The organism is Blattabacterium cuenoti (assembly GCF_014252115.1).
GTDB lineage: Bacteria > Bacteroidota > Bacteroidia > Flavobacteriales > Blattabacteriaceae > Blattabacterium > Blattabacterium cuenoti_AK.
The window spans coordinates 16,634-36,987 of the sequence record NZ_CP059211.1 but is presented as its reverse complement, the minus strand read 5'-3'; the positions used below and the strand labels follow the sequence as shown (position 1 = coordinate 36,987).

The window sequence follows — 20,354 nt, the reverse complement described above, 5'->3', positions numbered from 1 at the left end:
GATACAAAACTTTATTTTGAAGAAAGAAATTCTTGTTTTTCAACATATTTTTATATTTATTTTTGTTTTTTTTATTATAAATGAATTTCATTTAACCTCCAAAATAATATTGATAATATTTTAATATTTTACTTTTTTTTAGTAAAGTTCATTTTTTTTTAAATTATAATTATATCTATAATTAAAACTAATGATTCATAATTGAATAAATATTTTTACTTCTTATTTATGATGATAATATATTTTTAATTTTTAATCTCTTTAAAAAAATATCATATATAGAAAAATATATAAAATTTTTTATGGTTTCATTTTTTAATAAGAATTTACCTAATATTAAAATAGATAAAAATTGTATTTCTTTTTCCTCAAAAGAATTTAATTTATCCGATAATTTTTTTTGAATCTCTTCATTACTTTCGGGAAATAGAATTTCCATATTAATGTTAGGTTTTTGAAAATTACCAGAAATATGAATTCTTAATTCTGTGAGAATCATATTATTTTTATGGACTTTTGGATTTTTTTTTATCAAATTCATATATTCAACAACATTATATACATATTTAGTATCATAAACAATGAGGTTAATATTCGATTGGTAGAAATTATTATTCCAACTAATAGAACCCCCTGATTTTATTTTAAATTTTTTTTCTAATTTTATTGGAAATGTATTTTTTTTATAAAAATGATATAACCCATCTTTTACAAAATATTTACCATTATAGTGTGTATCGTTTTCACACGTTTTTTTTATAAAAAGAAAACCTTCTCCTCTAAATTCAATGAAATGATTTTCGTCTAAAAATATTGATGCTCTTGTATTTTTATCTATTAAAGTATTTACATTTATAAATAAATAACAATTTTTATCTTTATTTGTATTTAATTTTTTTTTAACATTCTTTTCTTGAAAAGAAGGATTAATATATAAATGAGAAAAATTTAAAATTTTTCCATTATTCATATAAATATAAATATGGTTTTCCTTTTTTGTTATTTGAACTTTTCCATTAAAAAATATTTTTCCGAATAAAAATTTATTTTGTTTTTCATCTAAATCTAAAACAAGTAAATTTTTAGTATTGATATAAAATTTCATCAAATCCCATTGGATAAGATTTTTATGTAAAAAAAAACCATTAATACATCCCCTTGTTTTATATTTTGTATCCTCAAAATAAGAAGAAGATAACGTACAATGTTTAGAAAAAATATTAATATAAACTGGATTTTTTATTTTATAATTTGTATTTTCAGAATTGTTTTTTATTCCAAAATTTTTAATTTTTAATTTACCGGAGTAATGAAGATCATTTAAATAACCGGAAACTTGTATTTTTCCTGTTACAATTCCATTTGCTTCACTATTTATTTTTTTTAAAAACGATAAAGAAGAAAAATTATTTATTTCTAAACTTGGAATTATTATATCTAAATCAAGTTTAGATTTCTTATTAGATTCATTTTTAATATTTCCAAATAATTTCAAAAAATTACAAGAGTTTTTTCTAATAACTCCAACAAGTTCATAACTACTTTTTTTCCTATGAAAAGAATAAATAGAAAAATTTCCTAAAATTATTTTTCCGATAGAAAAACTTTTAATTTCTATATTAATATTGGGATTAACTTGATTATAAATATTTTTATATATAAAAAAACCATTGATTAAACCATTTATATTATACTTTTTATATAAAATTTTTTTTAATTGTACATTTTTTATATAAAATTGAAGTATTTTTTTTTCATTAGTCCAATTTACATTAATAAAAATTTTTTGTTTTTTTGAATAAAAAATAAGGTTATCAACAATATATTTTTGATTGATTAAATCAATTTTTATAATACCTAAGTTAGGATAACAATAATCAAAATCAATCATCCAATTATCTCCATTGAGATTCAATTTAGTAGAAATAAAAGGATAGAGGAAAAAGAAATTTTTTTCTTTTTTGCAAAGAAAATTTAATATTTGTTTTTCATATTTTTGATTGTTTAATGTGAAAAAAAATTTAGAATTTATTATCCAAAAATTTTTTTGATTTAAAATGAATATATTTATTGTTCTAGATGAGAAATTTTTGTAAAAAATTTTTTCTGCATGAATATTAATTCTTTTTATCATAAAATTATCTACTATCGTATAATTATCTAACGTAATAAATAATTTTTTAATAAAAAAATCATTTAATTGTATTTTTTTTGTACAAAAAATGATTTTAAATATATTACCTTTTTTCTCACCTGAAATTTTAATGTCAGAAAATGTATTTCTATTTGTTTTTAATTTGATTAAATCAAAAAAAGATTTTTTAATCAAAAAATTGAAGTTGGTACCTTGAATTTCTTTTCTTTTTGGACAAGAAATTTTAAATGAATTTTTATATTTTTTGTATATGGAAATATGACCGATAATAATATCATATATATTTATGTTGATTTTTTGAAAAAATTGATTATCATAAAATATTATTTTGATATTTTTTTTGGTTTTATTATTATAGACGTCAATAAATATATTTGGGTAATACGGAAATATTTTTCCTATAAAATTCATTTTATATTTTGAATGAGAAAAAAATAGAGTTAAAAAAAAACTTGAAAAAGTTCCTTTAAAACTCATACTATCTAAATTAGATAATTTCTTATAAATGAAAGAAGAGAACGGAATAAATCCATTTTTTTCTTCAGTTTTTTTTTTCTTAGTAAAAAACTTTATTTCTGTTAAAATTTTTCCTTTATATTGGTTTTTATAACAATCAACATAAGTATATATTTTAGATAAAAAAAAATGATTTTTAACAATTCCTTTTATTTTAAAATTTTTACTATTTCCAAGTAAGGAAAAAGTAAAATCTCCTTTATATAAAAAACATTGTTTTAAATTCAAAAAAAATTTTAAATATTCTAATTTAGAATCAAAATCATACGGAATTATTTTTTTTATATCATGAGGATTAAATTGTATAAAAGTTTTAAATAATTTTATTTTTTTACATTTTTTATTTTTGTAAATAATATATATTTTATTTGAAAATAATTTATTTCTTGCATTTTTTATAAAAAAATCATAAAGAAAAAATATTTTTTCTTTATGATTCAATTTACCATGAATATTACCATGTATAAATACTTTAGTAGAGAAATTCCATTTTTTTGAAAAAAAAACCCCTATGTCTGAACCTAATTTTGATCCCTTATAGATTTTGCATTGTATGTGTATTTTCGGAAATAAAATCGGATTTTTTTTATATTGAAATTGAGAAAAACTAAAATCTCCTTTTAAATAACTTTCAGGTGTTTCTATAAAAAACTTGTAAACCTTAATTTTATAAGGATAATGATATAATATGATATCACAAAATATATTTTCTATTGTAGGAAATTTATTTTTTAATTCTTTAGATTGAAAAGAAAAAATAGAAGCTTTTATTTTTTTATTTTTATTATCAACTTTAATTTTTTTTGCAGAAATAGAAAAGAAATGTTCTAATTTTTTGTTAGAATCTATATTTTTATAATATAAATATGATTTTTTTATTGTAAGCTTTGAACAGCTAATAAACTTAATATTAGACTTGTTTAATCTATTTTGAATCCGAAAATTTCTAATAAAAAAAAGAAGATTATTTTCTTTTTCTCGTGAATATTTTTTTATAAAACAAGAAAAATTTTCAATAAAAATATTTTTTATTTTTAAATGATCCGAATTTATAAAAATAAAATAAAGTAAATTACTATCGATAGATATTTGACATTCAGATAAATGAATAAAAGAAAAACGATGATGATCTATAATTTTTATATCATGTAAAATAAATTTTTTTTCCAAAAAATTAATAGAGGCATATTTTATAATAATATTTTCATTTAAATTATTTCTTACTTTTTTCAAAAAAAAATTAAAAAAAAATGTATAAACTTTTTCCTTTATTTCTTCTTCTTTATATTTAGAAAAAAAAAACAAACCTAGCAAAAAAAATAAAATAAATATTTTTATTTTTTTGTTGTAGAGAAAAGCATTATTCATTATCAAAGATATTGTTATTTTATATTTATGAAAAAAAAACCAGTAATTCTTGGAATAGAATCATCATGTGATGATACAGGTGTTTCTATTATACGAGGTAGAGATGTGTTGTCCAATATTATAATTCATCAAAAAATTCATAAAAAATATGGAGGAGTGGTTCCTGAATTAGCTTCAAGATTACATGACATAAATATTACAAAAGCAGTAAAAAAAGCTTTTTTATCAGCGAGAGTTACACGGTATCAAATTGATGCTGTATCTTTTACTTTAGGCCCTGGATTAATCGGTTCATTACTAGTAGGAGCTTCTTTCGCAAAATCATTCTCTATGGGATTAGAAATACCTTTATTAACTGTAAATCATATACAAGCTCATATACTTTCTCATTTTATACGAAATGCGAATGTTAATAATTCTTATCCAAAATTTCCATTTTTAAGTTTAGTTATAAGTGGAGGTCATACTCAAATTATTAAAGTAAATGATTTTTTTCAAATGGAAATATTGGGAACTACTTTAGATGATTCTGTAGGAGAAGCTTTAGATAAAGTTGCTAGAATGTTAGGGTTTTATTATCCGGGTGGTCCTATGATAGAATTTTTCTCTAAAAATGGAAATAATAAGAAATTTACTTTTTCAAAACCCATAGTGAACGGATTGAACTTTAGTTTTAGTGGATTTAAAAATGATGTTTCACAATTTATAATAAAAAAATTAAAAAAAAATACATTGTTTATAAAACATAATTTATCTGATATTTGTGCTTCCATACAAAAAATTATAGCAGAAATTCTTTTAGAAAAAGTGAAAAAATCTGTTATTTATACAGGTATTTATAGAATAGTTTTAGCGGGAGGAGTATCCGCTAATTATGAGATTAGAAAAACATTTATGTCTTTTGCAGAAAAACACAAAAAATATGAAATTTTTATTCCAAATAAAAATTTCACAACTGATAATGGAGCTATGATAGCCATCACAGGATTATTTAAATATGAAAGAAACATATTTGATTCTCTTCATGTTACACCGTATTCAAAGTTCAAAACATTTTCATTATAAATCATTTCTGTTAAAATTATTTTTATAATATTACCTAATATTTCTATGTACATTTGCATATTAAATTTCTGTCTCCATACCCATCATTAACACGATTTACAGACGGCCAAAATTTTCTATTTTTAATCCAATATAAAGGATAAGCAGCTTTTTCTCTGCTATAAGGATATTTCCATTCATTCTGAGTCAAAACATCTATACTATGTGGCGCATTTTTTAATACATTATTTTTATTGGAATATTTTCCATTTTCGATTTCCTTAATTTCTTGTCTGATACTAATAAGAGTTTCAATAAAACGATCTAATTCTTCCTTAGATTCACTTTCTGTGGGTTCTATCATCATACATCCCTCTACAGGAAAAGATATAGTAGGGGCATGATATCCATAATCCATCATTCTTTTTGCTATATCTACAACTTCTATATTCATATGTTTGAAAATTCTACAATCTATAATTAATTCATGTGCTACAATATTATTCTCTCCTATATATAGGATATTATAAAATTTTTTCAATTTTTCTTTGATATAATTTGCATTCAATACAGATATTTCTGTACATTTTTTAAGACCATCTGGTCCTAATAAACGGATATAAGCATAAGAAATTGTCAAGATTAAAGAAGAACCATATGGAGAAGAAGAAATAGTCAATGTTTTTTTGTTATTTTTACCTTTTTGAGTTTGAAAAGGATGATTCGGTAAAAAAGGTTTTAAATGTGAAGCTACACAAATAGGTCCCATACCAGGACCTCCTCCTCCATGAGGAATTGCAAAAGTTTTATGAAGGTTAAGATGACAAATATCAACACCTAAATATGCAGGTTTCATTAAACCTACTTGAGCATTCATATTTGCTCCATCCATATAAACTTGCCCTCCATTTTCATGAATTATATTTATAATATTCTGAATATTTTTCTCATATATACCATAAGTAGATGGATAAGTAATCATTAATACAGATAATGAATTTTTATTTTCTTTCACCTTATTTAATAAATCATTTTTATTAATAGATCCATCATTATTTGTAGAAACCAATATGACTTTTAGTCCTGCCATGTTTGCTGAAGCTGGATTTGTCCCATGAGAAGAAGAAGGAATTAAGGCTATATTTCTTTGATTTTCTTTTAATGAATGATAATAATGTTTTATAACCATGAGTCCTGCATATTCTCCTTGAGCACCTGAATTAGGTTGTAATGAAACTCCAGAAAATCCAGTGATTTCTTTCAAAAAATTTTTTAAACTTTTAATAATAAAATGATACCCCATTGCTTGTTTTTTAGGGACAAAAGGATGAACATTTTTCCATTCATGTTGACTTAAAGAAAATAACTCTGCAGAAGCATTTAATTTCATAGTACACGAACCTAGTGGAATCATAGAGTGAGTCAGAGATATATCTTTTTTTTCTAATCTTTTTATATAACGCATAATCTCATTTTCTGAATGAAACTTACGAAACACTTCGTGTTCTAAAAAATTAGAAGTTCTTTTAAAGAAAGAAGGAATCTTATATTCATTATGAATATTTGTATGATATTTTATTTTCGTTTTTTTATCTTGATTATGTGCTTCATAGAAAATTGATAAAATATGATTTATATCTTTTTGACATGTACTTTCGTCTAAAGTAATAGTTAAATGTTTTTCATCTATATATCTAAAATTTGTTTTTTTACGTTCTGCTATTTTTTTTACTTTTTCTATATAATCTGTTTTAATTCTAATAGTATCAAAATAAAAATTGTTTATTTGAAAAATATTATTTATGTTATTAACTAATAAAAATTCTAATTTTTTAGTGTTTTTATGAATACATTTTGCTATTTCTATTAATCCTTTTTTCCCATGATATAAAGCGTACATAGAAGCCATTATAGCAGGAAAAACTTGAGATGTACAAATATTTGAAGTTGCTTTTTCTCTTTTTATATGTTGTTCCCTTGTTTGCAAAGACATACGAAAAACTTTTTTATTTCTTTCATCTACAGATATTCCAATAATTCTTCCTGGAAGAAAACGTTTATATTGTTCATGAGTAGAAAAAAAAGCAGCATGAGGGCCTCCATATCCCATAGGAATACCAAAAGATTGACTAGAACCTATAACCACATCAGCCCCCCATTCTCCAGGAGGTTTTAACAGGGACAGAGATAAAAGATCAGCAGAAACTATCACTGATATATTATGACGTTTTGCGTATTCAATTGTTTCAGTATAATCAAATATTTCTCCTAAACTGGAAGGATAAGATACTATTAACCCGAATATTTTTTTATTATTATATTTTATTTTTAAATTTTTATGATTATCACATATAATATCTATACCTAAACCAAAACATCTTGTTTTTAAAACAGAAACAGTTTGTGGAAGTATTTCATTAGAAATGAAAAAATAATAATTATTATTTATTTGTTTTTTCTTTTTTTTTTCTTGAAAAATCATGAACATAGCATCGGCTGCAGCTGTAGATTCATCTAACATAGAAGCATTACTAATTTTCATTCCGGTTAAATCTGAAATCATAGTTTGAAAATTAATTAAAGCTTCTAAACGACCTTGAGATATTTCCGATTGATAAGGAGTATAAGGAGTATACCAATTAGGATTTTCTAAAATATTTCTTTGTATAACACTTGGGGTTATAGTATTCTTATATCCTAATCCTATATAAGAACGAAAAATCTTATTTTTTTTACCAGTTTTATAAATATGGTTTAAATATTCATATTCAGAAATAGAATTGGGTAGATTTAATTTTTTTTTTAAACGTATTTCTTTGGGTATAGCTTTATTTATAAAATCATTTATAGAAGAATACTGCAATTCTTTTAACATATTTTTAATTTCTTCATAAGACGGTCCTATATGTCTAAAATGGAATTTTTTTCTATTAATGTAATTTTCTTTCATTTTCATGGAAATAAAATTGTGTTTATCTTTGATACATTACAACATACAAATGTAGATAAATAAATAAGCTTTATCATCATTTATATTTAAGAAATAAAAATGAAAATAACTATTATTGGAGCAGGAAATGTAGGAGCTTATTGTGCTAGTTTATTAGCTCAAAAAGACATAGTAAAAAAAATTGTTTTGCTAGATGTTAGAGAAAAAATTTCGGAAGGAAAAAGTTTAGATATCTATCAAATGCTTTCCATAATAAAATCAAATACTGAAATTATTGGAACAACTAATGATTATTCAAAATCTAAAAATTCGGAAATCATAATTATCACTTGTGGTGTTCCAAGGAAACCTGGAATGAAAAGAGATGACCTCGTTAAGATTAATGCAGAAATCATTCGCAATGTAACTAAAAAATCTATTTTTTTTTCTCCAAAAGCTAAATTAATTATTGTGTCAAATCCACTAGATGTTATGTCATACGTGAGTTATTTGACTGCAAAAATAGATTCTTATCGTGTAATTGGAATGGCTGGAATATTAGATTCTGCTAGATATCGTTTTTTTTTATCAAGAAAACTAAACATTTCTCCTATTGATATACAATCTTTATTATTAGGAGGACACGGAGATACAATGGTTCCTTTATATAGATATACATCTATATCAGGAATCCCTATTAAAGAATTTTTATCAGAAGAGGAAAATGATATAATTATTGAAAAAACAAAAAAAGGAGGAGAGGAAATAATCAATTTATTGGGAACATCAGCTTGGATGGCCCCTAGCGCCTCTATTGTAGAAATGGTGGAAGCTATTTTGAAAGATTCTAAACGTATTTTTTTATGTTCTGCTTTTTTGAAAGGGCAATACGGATTAAAAGGCATATATTTGGGAGTTCCAGTTATTTTAGGGAAAAATGGAATAGAAAAAATAATAGAATTAAAATTAAATCAAAAAGAAAACAATCTTCTGAAGAAATCTTTTCATCATGTAAAAAGTATGATTGATAAATTTATATGATTTAAAAAATATTATTTATTTTTCTATAAATATTAGCAATTCTCCTTCTTTATAATTTACTTTTATTCTTTGATTTGATACTTCATTTCTTATGCCTATGTTTTTCCCTATTTTCAATGAACCTTTCCTTATGGAATATTTAAGTCCGTAAGTGCATAATCCATTTACTTTAGGAAATGGAAACAAAGATATTTTTTTATTTTTTTTATGATAAAAAGAGGTTTTTTTATCAGAAAAAAAATAAAAATGATATTTATCATGAAATATAATAGATAATTTATTTTTGTATTTTAAAGCTGTAGATAAATTACCTAAAAAATGATCTTGTTCCATTCCGCTCCCCCCCCAAACATTTATATTAAAAAACCCTTTGTTATAAATAATATTTAAAGCCTTATCAAAATCAGTATATTTTTGATCATAAGTTTCTAATAAATGAGTTTCTAAAGGAATATCCTTTTTTAAAATAGAATCAAAATCTCCAATAACATAATCTACCAGAATACCAAATTTATTTAAATAGTAAAAGGCTCCATCTACTGCAAATATTTTTTGATAAGATTTTTTTCTTTTAAAAAAAGAAGGAATTTCTCCATTTAAAAATAATCCTATTTCCGGACCATTAAATCTATGATTCATTATTCGTTCTTTAAATTTATAATTTTATTTCCTAAATAAATTTTTCTCACTATAGAATCTTGTATAATTTCTACAGTAGATCCATTTTTTATAATCCTTCCATTAAACATAAAATAAATACGATCTGTTATCGTAATAATCTCTTGAACATTATGGTCTGTTATTAATATACCTATATTTTTTTTTTTAAGAGAAATAATTATTTTTTTTAATTCTTCTGTAGAAATTGGATCTATTCCAGAAAAAGGTTCATCTAAAAGAAAAAATTTGGGATTTATAGCTAAGCATCTAGCAATTTCAGTACGTCTTCGTTCTCCTCCGGAAATAAGATCCCCACGATTATTTCTAACTTTCTGTAATCCTAATTCTTCAATGAGTTTTTCTGTTATATTTTTTTTTTCAATATTTGATATTTTTTGCATTTCTAACACACATAAAATATTATCTTCCACAGATAATTTTCTAAATATAGATGGTTCTTGAGCTAAATATCCAATTCCTTTTTTAGAACGTTGATACATAGGATTCGATGTGATATTTTGATTATCAATAAAAATTTCTCCTCTATCTGGTTTAATGAATCCTACAATCATATAAAAAGAAGTTGTTTTTCCTGCTCCATTAGGTCCAATCAAACCTACTATTTCTCCTTTATTCAACTCAATTGATACATTTTTTACGATATATTTTCTTTTATATTTTTTATATATATTATTAACTTTCAAAGCCATAATGTCAATAGTTTTTTTAATTTTTTTTATGTATTTTACACATAAACACAACATACATGTGTATGAAAAATATTCTTTTTATTTTTATTAAAAAATGTTTTTTTATTGTATTTATATGTTTCCTTGTATGTTTTTTTTCGTATTCTTCTAGTTTAGAAAAACTGAACGGAATAGCAATAATAATTGGAGATGAAATTATTTTAGATTCTGAAATCAGAAATAATGATGAAAAAGAATCGTTATGCCATACTAACGGAAATATAAATGATTTCATTATAAAAAAATTAATACTTTTTCATGCAAAAAAAGATGAAAGCATACAAATTAGTGATCAAGAATTAGAATATATGAGTCAAGTTTTTTTATCAGAAATAAAAAATAAATATATCAATCAAGAACAATTTTTGATTCAACTTAAAGATAAGGAATTTTTGAAAAAATTGAATGAGAATATTAAAAATCAACAATATATAGAAAAATTCTATAAAAAAATAACAGATGATGTAGAAGTTACCCCCGAGGAAATAAAATATTTCTTTACACAAAAAAAAAATCAAATACCTTTCACTCCAAAAAAAATGTGTATTTCTTATATAATACTATATCCTAAATTAAGTAATATTGACAAAAAAAAGATAATTGATTTTTTAAATCAAATCAAAAAAGAAATATTATATTTTGATAATGATTTTTCTACTAAAGCTATTTTATTTTCTGAAGATGACTCTTCAGCATTACAAGGTGGTTTAATAAAGGGAATGAAAATCAAAAATTTACCAGAACAATTTCAACACTCTATTTCTTTTTTAAAAGAAGGTGAAATATCTGAACCTTTTGAAACGAATTTAGGATTTCATCTAATTAAATTGGAAAATAAAAATAAAGATGAAATTGATTTTAGACAAATACTAATTAAACCTAAGTATTCAAAATATGAATTATATAAAGCAAAATCATTTGCAAAATTATTTAGAAAACGTATTAGTAATCACAAAATAAATTTAGATAAAATACCAGATTTATTAAATCATAATGAAATTGTAGATGTAATAGTCCAAAATAAAATATGGATAGAAGAAAATCAATTATCAAAAAATATGAAGAAAGTGTTACTTTCTTTAAAAAAAGGAAAAATTACTAATCCTTATAAAGAAATTATAAATGGAAAAGAAGCATTTGTTATGATCAAGTTATTAGATGATATTCCATCTAAACCTTATTCCTTAGAAGAAAATTATACTACGTTAAAAAATTTGTTAACAAGCATCAAAAAAAAAGAAAAAATAAAAAATTGGGCAAAGGATATACTAAAAAAAACTTATTACGTTAAAATTAACTGTTAAAAATTTTTCTTGTTAAAGTTTCTTTATACAATCCAGCATAATATCCATTTAATTGAATTAACTCTTTATGGGTTCCTTTTTCTACAATATACCCTTTATCAATAGCTAATATTTTATCAGCATTTTCTAATGTAGAAATACGGTGAGTAATGATGATAGAAGTTTTATTTTTAGTTAAAAAATCTGTAGCAGAATAAATTATTTTCTCTAACTCCTTATTTAAGGATGTTGTTGCTTCATCTAATATAAGTATAGAATAAGGATGCATTTGAACTCTTAAAAAAGAAATCAACTGTTTTTCTCCAAGAGAAAGTAAATTTCCTCTTTCTTTTACTATAGATTTATATCCGTTAGGTAATGATGTAATAAAATTATGTATTCCTATTTTTTTTGCCATTTTTTCTATTTTATCTATACTAATAGACGGATCCCCTAAAGTAATATTATTAATAATAGAATCGTTAAATAAAAAAATATCTTGTGATACTACTCTTATATGAGATCTCAAATTCTTTAGTTCTATATCTTGAATATAATGTCCATCAATCAAAATGTTTCCTTTTTTTATTTCATAAAATCTAGAAATTAAATGAGTAATTGTAGATTTTCCAGAACCTGTTGATCCAACTATAGCAACTTTTTCTCCTGGGTTAATCTCAAAAGAAATTCCTTTTAATACCATTTCATCATTCATATAAGAAAAGTGAACATTTTTGAAAAGAATATGTCCTTTTAATTTTTCAAAACGTAAATTTCCTTTATTAGTAATAACTTCTTCGGAATTTAATATGGAAAATATACGTTCTATTCCAGATATTCCTCTTTGTATAATATTAAACCTATCAGCTATCTGTCGTATAGGACGAAAAAGAAGATAGATAAAAAAAATAAAAGCAATAATTTGACCAGGTTGAATATTTCCTATTTCAATTGCATAAAATCCTCCATAAAATATGATAATACTTATTGTTACTGCAGATAGTATTTCTACTATAGGAAAAAAAATAGAAAAATAAAAAATAGTCTTAAAATGAGCATTCATTAATTTTCGATTAATAAATTGAAATTTTGAATATTCTTCTCTTTCTTTATGAAAAAGTTGAATGATAGACATTCCTATGATATTTTCTTGTAAAAAACTATTTAATCGTGAAGTTTGAAGACGTTCTTCATGAAACGTTTTTTTTAACGTTTTTTGAAAAGAACGAGTAATGATATACATAAAAGGAATAGAAAATAAAACTATAAAAGATAACTTTTGATGAACTGTATACATCATAATAATAATCATTATTATCCTTAAAACATCTCCAGAAACAAGTAAAATTCCATCATTAAATATTACAGTTATAGTTTCTATATCGGATACAGAATAAGAAACCAATTTTCCTATTGGAGTTTTGTTAAAAAAAGAATTCTTAAAATATAGTAATTTTTCAAATAAAAGAATTCTAATTTTTTCAATTACATTTTGAGCTAAAAGATTAGATAGATATAATAAAATAAAGTGAAATATACTTTCTAGAAAAAGAAGCATAATTATCAACATCAATATATTTTTTAAACCCAAGAAATCTTTATAAAGAATATGAATGTCTATAGCTTTTTGTATTAATTTAGGACGGTAAGCAGAAATAAAAGAAATTAATATAGAAGTAATAATTATTGATATTAATATAAGTTTATAATTAAAACTAATTAAAATCAATTGTTTTAAAGAGGATTTTCGTATATTCAACTTTTTTTTCATAAAAAAATATCTTCTGGATAAAGAACATGATTTAAGAATAATCCACATGCAGGAACTATTGATTTACAAAAATCAGAATTATTTAATTCTATGATTTTTGTAAATTCATTGATACTAATTTTATCTCTTCCTACATCAATAAGTGTACCTATAATGACTCTAACCATTGATCTTAAAAATCGATTGGCTTCAATAGTAAAACATAAAATATTATTATCATCCGAATTATATTCCGTCCAATAAGCATGATAAATATGACATATGTTATTTTCATTAGTTCTTTTCTTTTTACAAAAAGAACTAAAGTCCTTATTACCCAAAAGTTTTTGAGAAGCTGTATTCATTTTTTTAATATCTAGTGAATAAAAACAATACCAAGAAAAATCTTGATTGAATGGATTTTTTTCTTTTGTTAAATAATATTTATATGTTCTTTTGATAGCATCAAATCTTGCATGAATATTTTTTTTTACTGGGAAAATATTGAGGACTCTAATAGATTTGGGTAAAAAAATATTTAGTCTATACAAAAAATTATTTCCAATTTTTTTTTCGTAATCAAAATGGGCAAACATTTGTTTAGCATGAACTCCTTTATCCGTTCTTCCAGCACCTACAACATTTATAGATCTTTTCAATAATTTTGAAAGACAATATTCTAATTTTTCTTCTACTGTATTTACTTTTTTTTGAATTTGCCATCCAAAAAAATGTTTACCATTATAAGATAATTCAATAAAAAATCTCAATTATACATTATTTTTTCTATTTTAAAGTTTATTTAAACTTTCAATAATAATAGAACATCCTTTTTGTATTTCTTCTTTCGTAATAGTCAACGGAGGAGATATACGTACAAAATTATTGTGAAACAGAAAACGAAATAATATTAATCCTTTTTTTATACAGTTTTTTAAAACTTTATCCACTGTCTTTTTATTTTTTAATTCAAAAGACAACAAAAGACCTTTTCCATAAATATTTTTGATTTGATTATGAATCAAATATTTCTTAATCCACTTTTCTTTTAATGAAACTTGTTTCAATATATCAGAATTAATAAGCTGATTTAAAGTAGATAAAGAAGCAGAAGCAGAAACAGAATTTCCTCCAAAAGTAGTTAAATGTCCACCTAAAGGTGTTTTTATGAAAGATTTCATAATTTTTTTCGATGAGACAAATCCACTGATAGGCATTCCGCCTCCCATTCCTTTTCCCATTATCAAAATATCAGGAACAACGTCATAATGTTCAAATGCAAAAAGTTTTCCTGTTCTTCCAAATCCAGTTTGGATCTCATCAAGTATCATTAAAGATTTCTTTTTATCACACTGTTTTCTTAATTCTTTCAAAAAAGAATGATCTGGCAATATAACTCCAGAAGAACATTGAATTGTTTCTAAAATGACGCCAGCAGTTTTTTCTGTAATAGAATTAATTAATTCATCTACATGATTAAATGTAATAAATTTAACCAAAGGCAACATCGGTCTAAAAGGTCTTTTATAATCTTCATGTCCCATTACACTCATAGAACCATGTGTGCTTCCATGATAAGATTGTTTGCAGGATATAATTTCTTCTCTACCTGTATAACATTTAGCTAGTTTTAAAGCACCTTCAACAGCTTCCGTTCCTGAATTTACTAAATAAGTGGTAGTAAGCGGGTGTGGAATATTTTCTGATATTTTTTTACAAAGTTTTACACAAGGACTTTGTATGAATTCTCCATATACCATAGTATGCAAATATTTATCAACTTGTTTTTTTATGGCTTTTTTTATTTCTTTATTTCCATGTCCTAATACATTAACGGAAATACCTGCTACAAAATCCAGATATTTTTTACCATTTTTTCCATAAATATAACTGCCTTCAGCATGATCTACCATAATATTCATAGGACATGGATTAACTTGAGTTTGATATTGAAAAAAATCTTTTTCTAATTCTTTTTCTTTCATAAGACAAGAATTTAATTCTATTTATTTTTTATCATAGTTTTAATTTCTTCTTTTTCTAATAAACTTTCTTTTTTATACTTGTCTATTTCTTTTATAAAGAGTTTTTTATTTTGTTCCGGTTTATCTTTTTTTTTCCAAGAAAATTTAGGGAGATAAAGTAACTCTTTAGGATTAGGAGTTTTTTTATGTATAGGAATTAGTTCTGAATGTGTTTCTTTTTCACAAAGAATTTTTCTAATTTTTTTATTACTATCTAAAAACACCGATAGAACACGACAAGATAATCTATGAATTATTTTTTTTCCTTGATAATAAAGAAATATAATACTATTAATATTTCCTTTAATTACTACTTTTTTCAATAAATTTCCTTTATTAAAAAATCCGGTTATGATATTTCCTTCTATTTGATTAAACTCTTTTGAGTTTATTTTTTCTGTGTATAAAGCGTTTTTAATAATAATATAATCTAAATAATTTTCATTTTTAGAATAAATATATATTACTTTTCCAGTAATTTGTTTATTTTGAAACCAAAATATAGGAGTTCCACTAAATTGAATATAATTATTTAAAGATTCATAATTAAAAAGATCACATTTACCTTGAATAGATTCATTCAAAAAAAAACTTTTAACAGAAAAAGCTTGAATTGAATATTCATAATTTTTTTTTATGCTTATTTTTAAAATTTTTGAAAAAACAAAAATAAAATCATTTTTTGATATTTTTATGATTTTTGGATTTTTTTCTAACACTAGAATACCAGAATAAAAATCAAATTTTCCATGTCCACTTATCAAAAAAAATTTTTTTTTCAAATCTTCTAATAAAATATTTTTGATGAATCCACATTTTTTTTTCTGATCAAATATTAAATTTTCTCCTCTAAAAATCTGATCATTATAATGAATACTTATATAATTTTCAAAAAAAAACATTTTCTCTTGAAAAAAGAAAAATGCTTTTTTAGCATAAATAAAATTATTTAAATTTTTATTTTGTATTATAATGACAGTATTTCGAAAATTAACTTTCTTTTTTTCAAATAAATATTCCAACGTATTAGCATATACAGTATAATTTTTACTGATTAACTTGATTTCATGTTTTAACTCTACTTTTTTTTTAGTAATGTAAAAAAGACCTTCTTTACTAGATATGATATAATCCCCATAATAGATAACACTTTTTTTTTTATAAAAAATTTGATTCAGTATAAAATTATATTCCAATATACTAGTTTTTAATTTGATTTTATCAAAAAAAAGGGTCACATTACCAATAGCTTGAAATAACTGTTTATAAAAATTATAATTAATGATATCCGCTGTTAATTTCATTTTTTCTTTGTATAGAAATACTTTACCTGATAATTGAAAATTATAAAAATTTCCTTCTATATTATGAGATGTTATTTTATTTTTTCCAGATAACAACCTCACATTTCCGTATCCATGATATTGATTATTTTTTTTATTGTATATAATTTTATCACAAAAAAGATGATAATTTCCATATTTTAAATGAACATCTCCTGTTAAAATAAAATCTTGATTATGTTTATTATTTTGTATTAAATCTGCATGAACTATTTGTATATTTTTTATGAGTTCATTAGAAGATGTTTTATTTAATGATAAATAAAAAAAAAAAATAAAAATTAAAAATTTATGTTTCACAAATTAATTAATTTGATTTTTATACGCTATTAGAGATATCTCAATATTAGCATTTTTAGGAAGACCAGAAACTTGTATAAAGTCTCTAGTTGGATAATTTTCTTTACAAAAAAATCTAGAATACACATTATTTATTTTAGCAAAAAAATTCATATTTATCACGAAAATAGAAGTTTTTATAACGTCTTGAAATCCTATTCCATTTTCTGAAAGAATAATATTTATGTTTTCCATTACTTTTTTTGTTTCTATTTCTATATTATCAGAAACTAATTTATTTGTATTTTTATCCATAGCTATCTGACCTGAAACAAACAGAAGATTTCCAACAAGAACACATGTATTATATGGACCATAAGATGGAACTTTTTCTATTGAAAATTTTTTCATGTATTGATTAATTTTGTACACTATATTGTATAATATTTTTAAGATTAGGATCTTTCATTCCTATAAAAAAAGACCAAGAAGAATTTTCTACGGAAATGGGGGTCCAATTAAAACTCATTTCAAAACTTCTTAAATCCCTATAAAAAATAATATTTGCAAATATTATTTTATTTTTTAACAAATTGTAATTTGTATTAAAATCGATTTTCCAATATTTTGTGATATTTACAGATCCATTAAAATTTAAAAAAACTTGAAATAAGTTTTTTTTACTAAAGTAATTTTTGTAATTGGAATGAAAATCAATTTTTAAATTCAATGGAATTGGATATCTCGCATAATTTTTTTGATCGAAAAAAAAGTAATCATAACGATTTTTTCCTTTTTTCTGAAATTTGTTTTTTATAGTAAAAAAATTGATGTTGTAATTAGAAAAAAAAGAAATATCAAAATACATCATTTTTTTTTCTTCTTTATCAAGTTTTATTCCTATTTTATAATTTGTTTCCAAATTATTTGGTAAATCAATATTACCTATGACATTAAAATTATTCCATTTTATAAAATTATGATCAATAATAAATGAATTATTAATATCGATTCGATTCCATGTGTTTTTTGTTATCCAATCGTTATTTAAAACCAAATTTATTTTTTTTTCATAATGATTTTTTACGTTATAAAAAAAAGGAGAAAAATATTTCATATGAAAAAATAAAATCGGTTGTATTTGATGTTTTAATAAAAAATTATTTTTTAGTTTCCAAACTTTATAAAATGGAATAGATGTAATATTTGTAGAAAAATATAAGTTTTGAAAACTTGAAATATGAAAATAAGGAAAACTCCATATATGAAAATCTTCATAAAGAATTTTGGATGATCCTCTCAAATATGAAAACAAAGGAAAATAACCAATCATGCTTATATTATGCTTAAAACTACTATGAAAATACGTTTCTCGATAACAATTAAAATAATCTATATAATTTTTTAAATGCAATTTATTTTCAATATCTATCTGATTGAAAAAAAAGTTTTTTTCATCGTGAAAAAGTATATTTTTTGTATGTAAGAATAATTCTGGAACAATAAATCTTGTTTCCTTTTTTATATGATTTTTAGTCATGTAAAAATCTATGAACCATAAATAGTTAGATAATTTTTTTCTTATGTTTATATAAGAGTAGTTTATATTTTGATTATGTGAAAAAACATGATCATAATCATAATTAATATTTGCATTAAAACTTATTTTAGAACTTGATTTGTAATTTGAATTGTGTTTCCATTGAAATAGATAATTTTTTTGTTGATTTGATAAATTTTGATAATCAAAATCTATCAATCCATTATAATTATGTTTGAGTTTATCTTTATATTCTATTCTTGTTTTAATTTTCCATGTTTCAGTATTATGTACAGAAGTATATATTCTAAAGTTTAAAAAATCAGAAACAGGAAAAAATAAACCTATATCCTCCATATGAATTCTTTTTTTATAAATTTGAAATTTTGGATATGAAAAAGATATTTTATTCGATTTTATAGGCATATAAAAAAAAGGTAAAAAAATAGGCATTGGAACTTTATACCAGTAGAAAAAAACTGGACCGGAAAAAATATATTTTTTAGAATAAGAATATTTAAGGTAATTTGTTTTCAAATAAAAATCAGGAAAATTATCTTTTTTACTTAAAAAAAAAGGATCAGATATATATGTAATTTCTTTCATTATAAAATCCTCTTTTTTCTTATAAATTTTATTAGCTACTATAATATGATCTTTTTCTTTTATGCAAAAATCTTTAGCATCTCCAATTTGATTATTTAAATTTAAATGAAGTTGATTGACAAGGTATTGTTGATTTCTTTTTTGCAGTAAAACAGAATTTTTTTTAGATTGAGCATATAAATCTCCATTTTTCCAATCAAATTCTATATGGTCCGCTTCAATTTTTGTATTATCATATTCTATATAAGCCTTTCCTGTTAAATAGGATTTTCCTTTTTCTATATCATGTTCTTGTATATCTGATTTATATTTTAAAACATCTTTAAACTTGAAAAAAGATAAATTATTTTTTTTTTCTTGAAAATAAAATGTTACATCATTATTTTCTTTTATTTCGTTTCCATAAGAAACAGAAAAAAAACTCAATATGATGTAAAGGATATAAAATTGAAATCGAATTTGGTACAAAGTAGTATTTTGTTCATTATTTATTATGTAAAATTTTTTTTACATATAATTTATCCACACATGATCCTAATATTTCTAACATAGTTAAATTGAATGTGGGATGATTTTGGTTTGGAGCTATTTCGCACATAGGCTCTAAAGCAAATCTTCTTAAATGTAATAATGGATGTGGAATTATTAAAATATGACTGCATATCATAATATAATCATAAAATAAAATATCTATATCTATCTCTCTATTTTGATACTTTTTTTGAGAAAAATTTCTTCTTCTTCCTGTAAGGAATTCTATATTTAGAATCTTTCTTAAAAGATCAATAGGAGAAAAATTAGTTTTTATATGTAAAGCTCTATTATAAAAAACAGAAGATCCTATCATATTCCATGCTTCGCTTTCAAAATATGATGAAATATTAATGATTTTTCCAATTTTTTTAGATATTAAAATTAGAGATTCATCCAAATATTTTTTTTTATTTTCTTCATTACTTCCTTGTAATAAAAATACATTATGTTTTTTCAATTGAAAAAAAAATTCTTATGTTAGTATTAAATATACTAAAATATACTAAAAAACTGTAATTTTATTCAAATTATTC

The 20,354-nt window shown here is 22.3% G+C and carries 14 protein-coding genes; 3 read left to right on the top strand and 11 right to left on the bottom strand.

Features of this window, described 5'->3' with window-relative positions:
* Window positions 1–226: 226 nt before the first annotated feature.
* Window positions 227–4,039, bottom strand: a complete 3,813-nt coding sequence (locus H0H44_RS00135) for a translocation/assembly module TamB domain-containing protein (protein ID WP_185871670.1) — start codon at window positions 4,037–4,039, stop codon at window positions 227–229.
* 27 nt (window positions 4,040–4,066) lie between these two features.
* On the opposite strand from H0H44_RS00135, the gene tsaD reads away from it, so the two are divergent.
* Window positions 4,067–5,104: a tRNA (adenosine(37)-N6)-threonylcarbamoyltransferase complex transferase subunit TsaD gene (gene tsaD / locus H0H44_RS00130; RefSeq protein WP_185871669.1), complete on the top strand. Its 1,038-nt coding sequence runs from the start codon at window positions 4,067–4,069 to the stop codon at window positions 5,102–5,104.
* Window positions 5,105–5,147: 43 nt separating this feature from the next.
* Here tsaD and gcvP read toward each other — a convergent pair whose 3' ends face one another.
* Window positions 5,148–8,033: an aminomethyl-transferring glycine dehydrogenase gene (gene gcvP, locus H0H44_RS00125; protein ID WP_185871917.1), complete on the bottom strand. Its 2,886-nt coding sequence runs from the start codon at window positions 8,031–8,033 to the stop codon at window positions 5,148–5,150.
* 99 nt (window positions 8,034–8,132) lie between these two features.
* Between gcvP and mdh the strand changes: the two genes are divergently transcribed.
* Window positions 8,133–9,053 (top strand): malate dehydrogenase, encoded by a 921-nt coding sequence (gene mdh, locus H0H44_RS00120; protein WP_185871668.1) that lies wholly within the window; start codon window positions 8,133–8,135, stop codon window positions 9,051–9,053.
* 15 nt (window positions 9,054–9,068) lie between these two features.
* On the opposite strand, the gene H0H44_RS00115 is transcribed toward mdh, so the two are convergent.
* Window positions 9,069–9,692, bottom strand: coding sequence for a thiamine diphosphokinase (locus H0H44_RS00115; protein WP_185871667.1), 624 nt, complete (start codon window positions 9,690–9,692; stop codon window positions 9,069–9,071).
* Window positions 9,692–10,423 carry an LPS export ABC transporter ATP-binding protein gene (gene lptB, locus H0H44_RS00110; RefSeq protein ID WP_185871666.1) on the bottom strand — a complete coding sequence of 244 codons (732 nt, stop codon included), beginning with the start codon at window positions 10,421–10,423 and terminating at the stop codon, window positions 9,692–9,694. The genes H0H44_RS00115 and lptB overlap by 1 nt, the downstream gene beginning before the upstream one ends.
* Before the next feature lie 62 nt (window positions 10,424–10,485).
* Here lptB and H0H44_RS00105 point away from each other — a divergent pair, with 62 nt between their 5' ends.
* On the top strand, window positions 10,486–11,766 hold the full coding sequence (locus tag H0H44_RS00105; protein ID WP_185871665.1) for a peptidylprolyl isomerase: 1,281 nt from the start codon (window positions 10,486–10,488) through the stop codon (window positions 11,764–11,766).
* Here the strand turns inward: H0H44_RS00105 and H0H44_RS00100 are convergent.
* The 7 genes from H0H44_RS00100 to folK are packed head-to-tail and all read right to left on the bottom strand — an operon-like array spanning window position 11,756 to window position 20,278.
* Window positions 11,756–13,516 carry an ABC transporter ATP-binding protein gene (locus tag H0H44_RS00100; protein WP_185871664.1) on the bottom strand — a complete coding sequence of 587 codons (1,761 nt, stop codon included), beginning with the start codon at window positions 13,514–13,516 and terminating at the stop codon, window positions 11,756–11,758. The genes H0H44_RS00105 and H0H44_RS00100 overlap by 11 nt on opposite strands.
* On the bottom strand, window positions 13,513–14,265 hold the full coding sequence (gene truA, locus H0H44_RS00095; protein WP_185871663.1) for a tRNA pseudouridine(38-40) synthase TruA: 753 nt from the start codon (window positions 14,263–14,265) through the stop codon (window positions 13,513–13,515). The genes H0H44_RS00100 and truA overlap by 4 nt, the downstream gene beginning before the upstream one ends.
* Window positions 14,266–14,286: 21 nt before the next feature.
* Complete coding sequence (locus H0H44_RS00090; RefSeq protein WP_238786136.1) at window positions 14,287–15,480, bottom strand: aspartate aminotransferase family protein; 1,194 nt, start codon at window positions 15,478–15,480, stop codon at window positions 14,287–14,289.
* A gap of 17 nt (window positions 15,481–15,497) precedes the next feature.
* Window positions 15,498–17,162, bottom strand: coding sequence for an LptA/OstA family protein (locus H0H44_RS00085; RefSeq protein WP_185871662.1), 1,665 nt, complete (start codon window positions 17,160–17,162; stop codon window positions 15,498–15,500).
* Between the two features lie 3 nt (window positions 17,163–17,165).
* A complete protein-coding gene (locus H0H44_RS00080) occupies window positions 17,166–17,552 on the bottom strand; it encodes a Rid family detoxifying hydrolase (protein ID WP_185871661.1) in 387 nt (128 codons plus the stop codon).
* Window positions 17,553–17,559: 7 nt separating this feature from the next.
* Entirely contained in the window at window positions 17,560–19,713 is a 2,154-nt protein-coding gene (locus tag H0H44_RS00075; protein WP_185871660.1) for a putative LPS assembly protein LptD, read from the bottom strand.
* A gap of 58 nt (window positions 19,714–19,771) precedes the next feature.
* Window positions 19,772–20,278: a 2-amino-4-hydroxy-6-hydroxymethyldihydropteridine diphosphokinase gene (gene folK / locus H0H44_RS00070; RefSeq protein WP_185871659.1), complete on the bottom strand. Its 507-nt coding sequence runs from the start codon at window positions 20,276–20,278 to the stop codon at window positions 19,772–19,774.
* Window positions 20,279–20,354: the final 76 nt, after the last annotated feature.

What these genes read in the sequence shown, in the direction of transcription:
- H0H44_RS00135 (WP_185871670.1), bottom strand. Translation starts at nt 4,039, where the DNA reads ATGAATAATGCTTTTCTCTACAACAAAAAAATAAAAATATTTATTTTA.
- lptB (WP_185871666.1), bottom strand. Translation starts at nt 10,423, where the DNA reads ATGGCTTTGAAAGTTAATAATATATATAAAAAATATAAAAGAAAATAT.
- H0H44_RS00080 (WP_185871661.1), bottom strand. Translation starts at nt 17,552, where the DNA reads ATGAAAAAATTTTCAATAGAAAAAGTTCCATCTTATGGTCCATATAAT.
- H0H44_RS00115 (WP_185871667.1), bottom strand. Translation starts at nt 9,692, where the DNA reads ATGAATCATAGATTTAATGGTCCGGAAATAGGATTATTTTTAAATGGA.
- tsaD (WP_185871669.1), top strand. Translation starts at nt 4,067, where the DNA reads ATGAAAAAAAAACCAGTAATTCTTGGAATAGAATCATCATGTGATGAT.
- H0H44_RS00090 (WP_238786136.1), bottom strand. Translation starts at nt 15,480, where the DNA reads ATGAAAGAAAAAGAATTAGAAAAAGATTTTTTTCAATATCAAACTCAA.
- gcvP (WP_185871917.1), bottom strand. Translation starts at nt 8,033, where the DNA reads ATGAAAGAAAATTACATTAATAGAAAAAAATTCCATTTTAGACATATA.
- H0H44_RS00105 (WP_185871665.1), top strand. Translation starts at nt 10,486, where the DNA reads ATGAAAAATATTCTTTTTATTTTTATTAAAAAATGTTTTTTTATTGTA.
- H0H44_RS00100 (WP_185871664.1), bottom strand. Translation starts at nt 13,516, where the DNA reads ATGAAAAAAAAGTTGAATATACGAAAATCCTCTTTAAAACAATTGATT.
- mdh (WP_185871668.1), top strand. Translation starts at nt 8,133, where the DNA reads ATGAAAATAACTATTATTGGAGCAGGAAATGTAGGAGCTTATTGTGCT.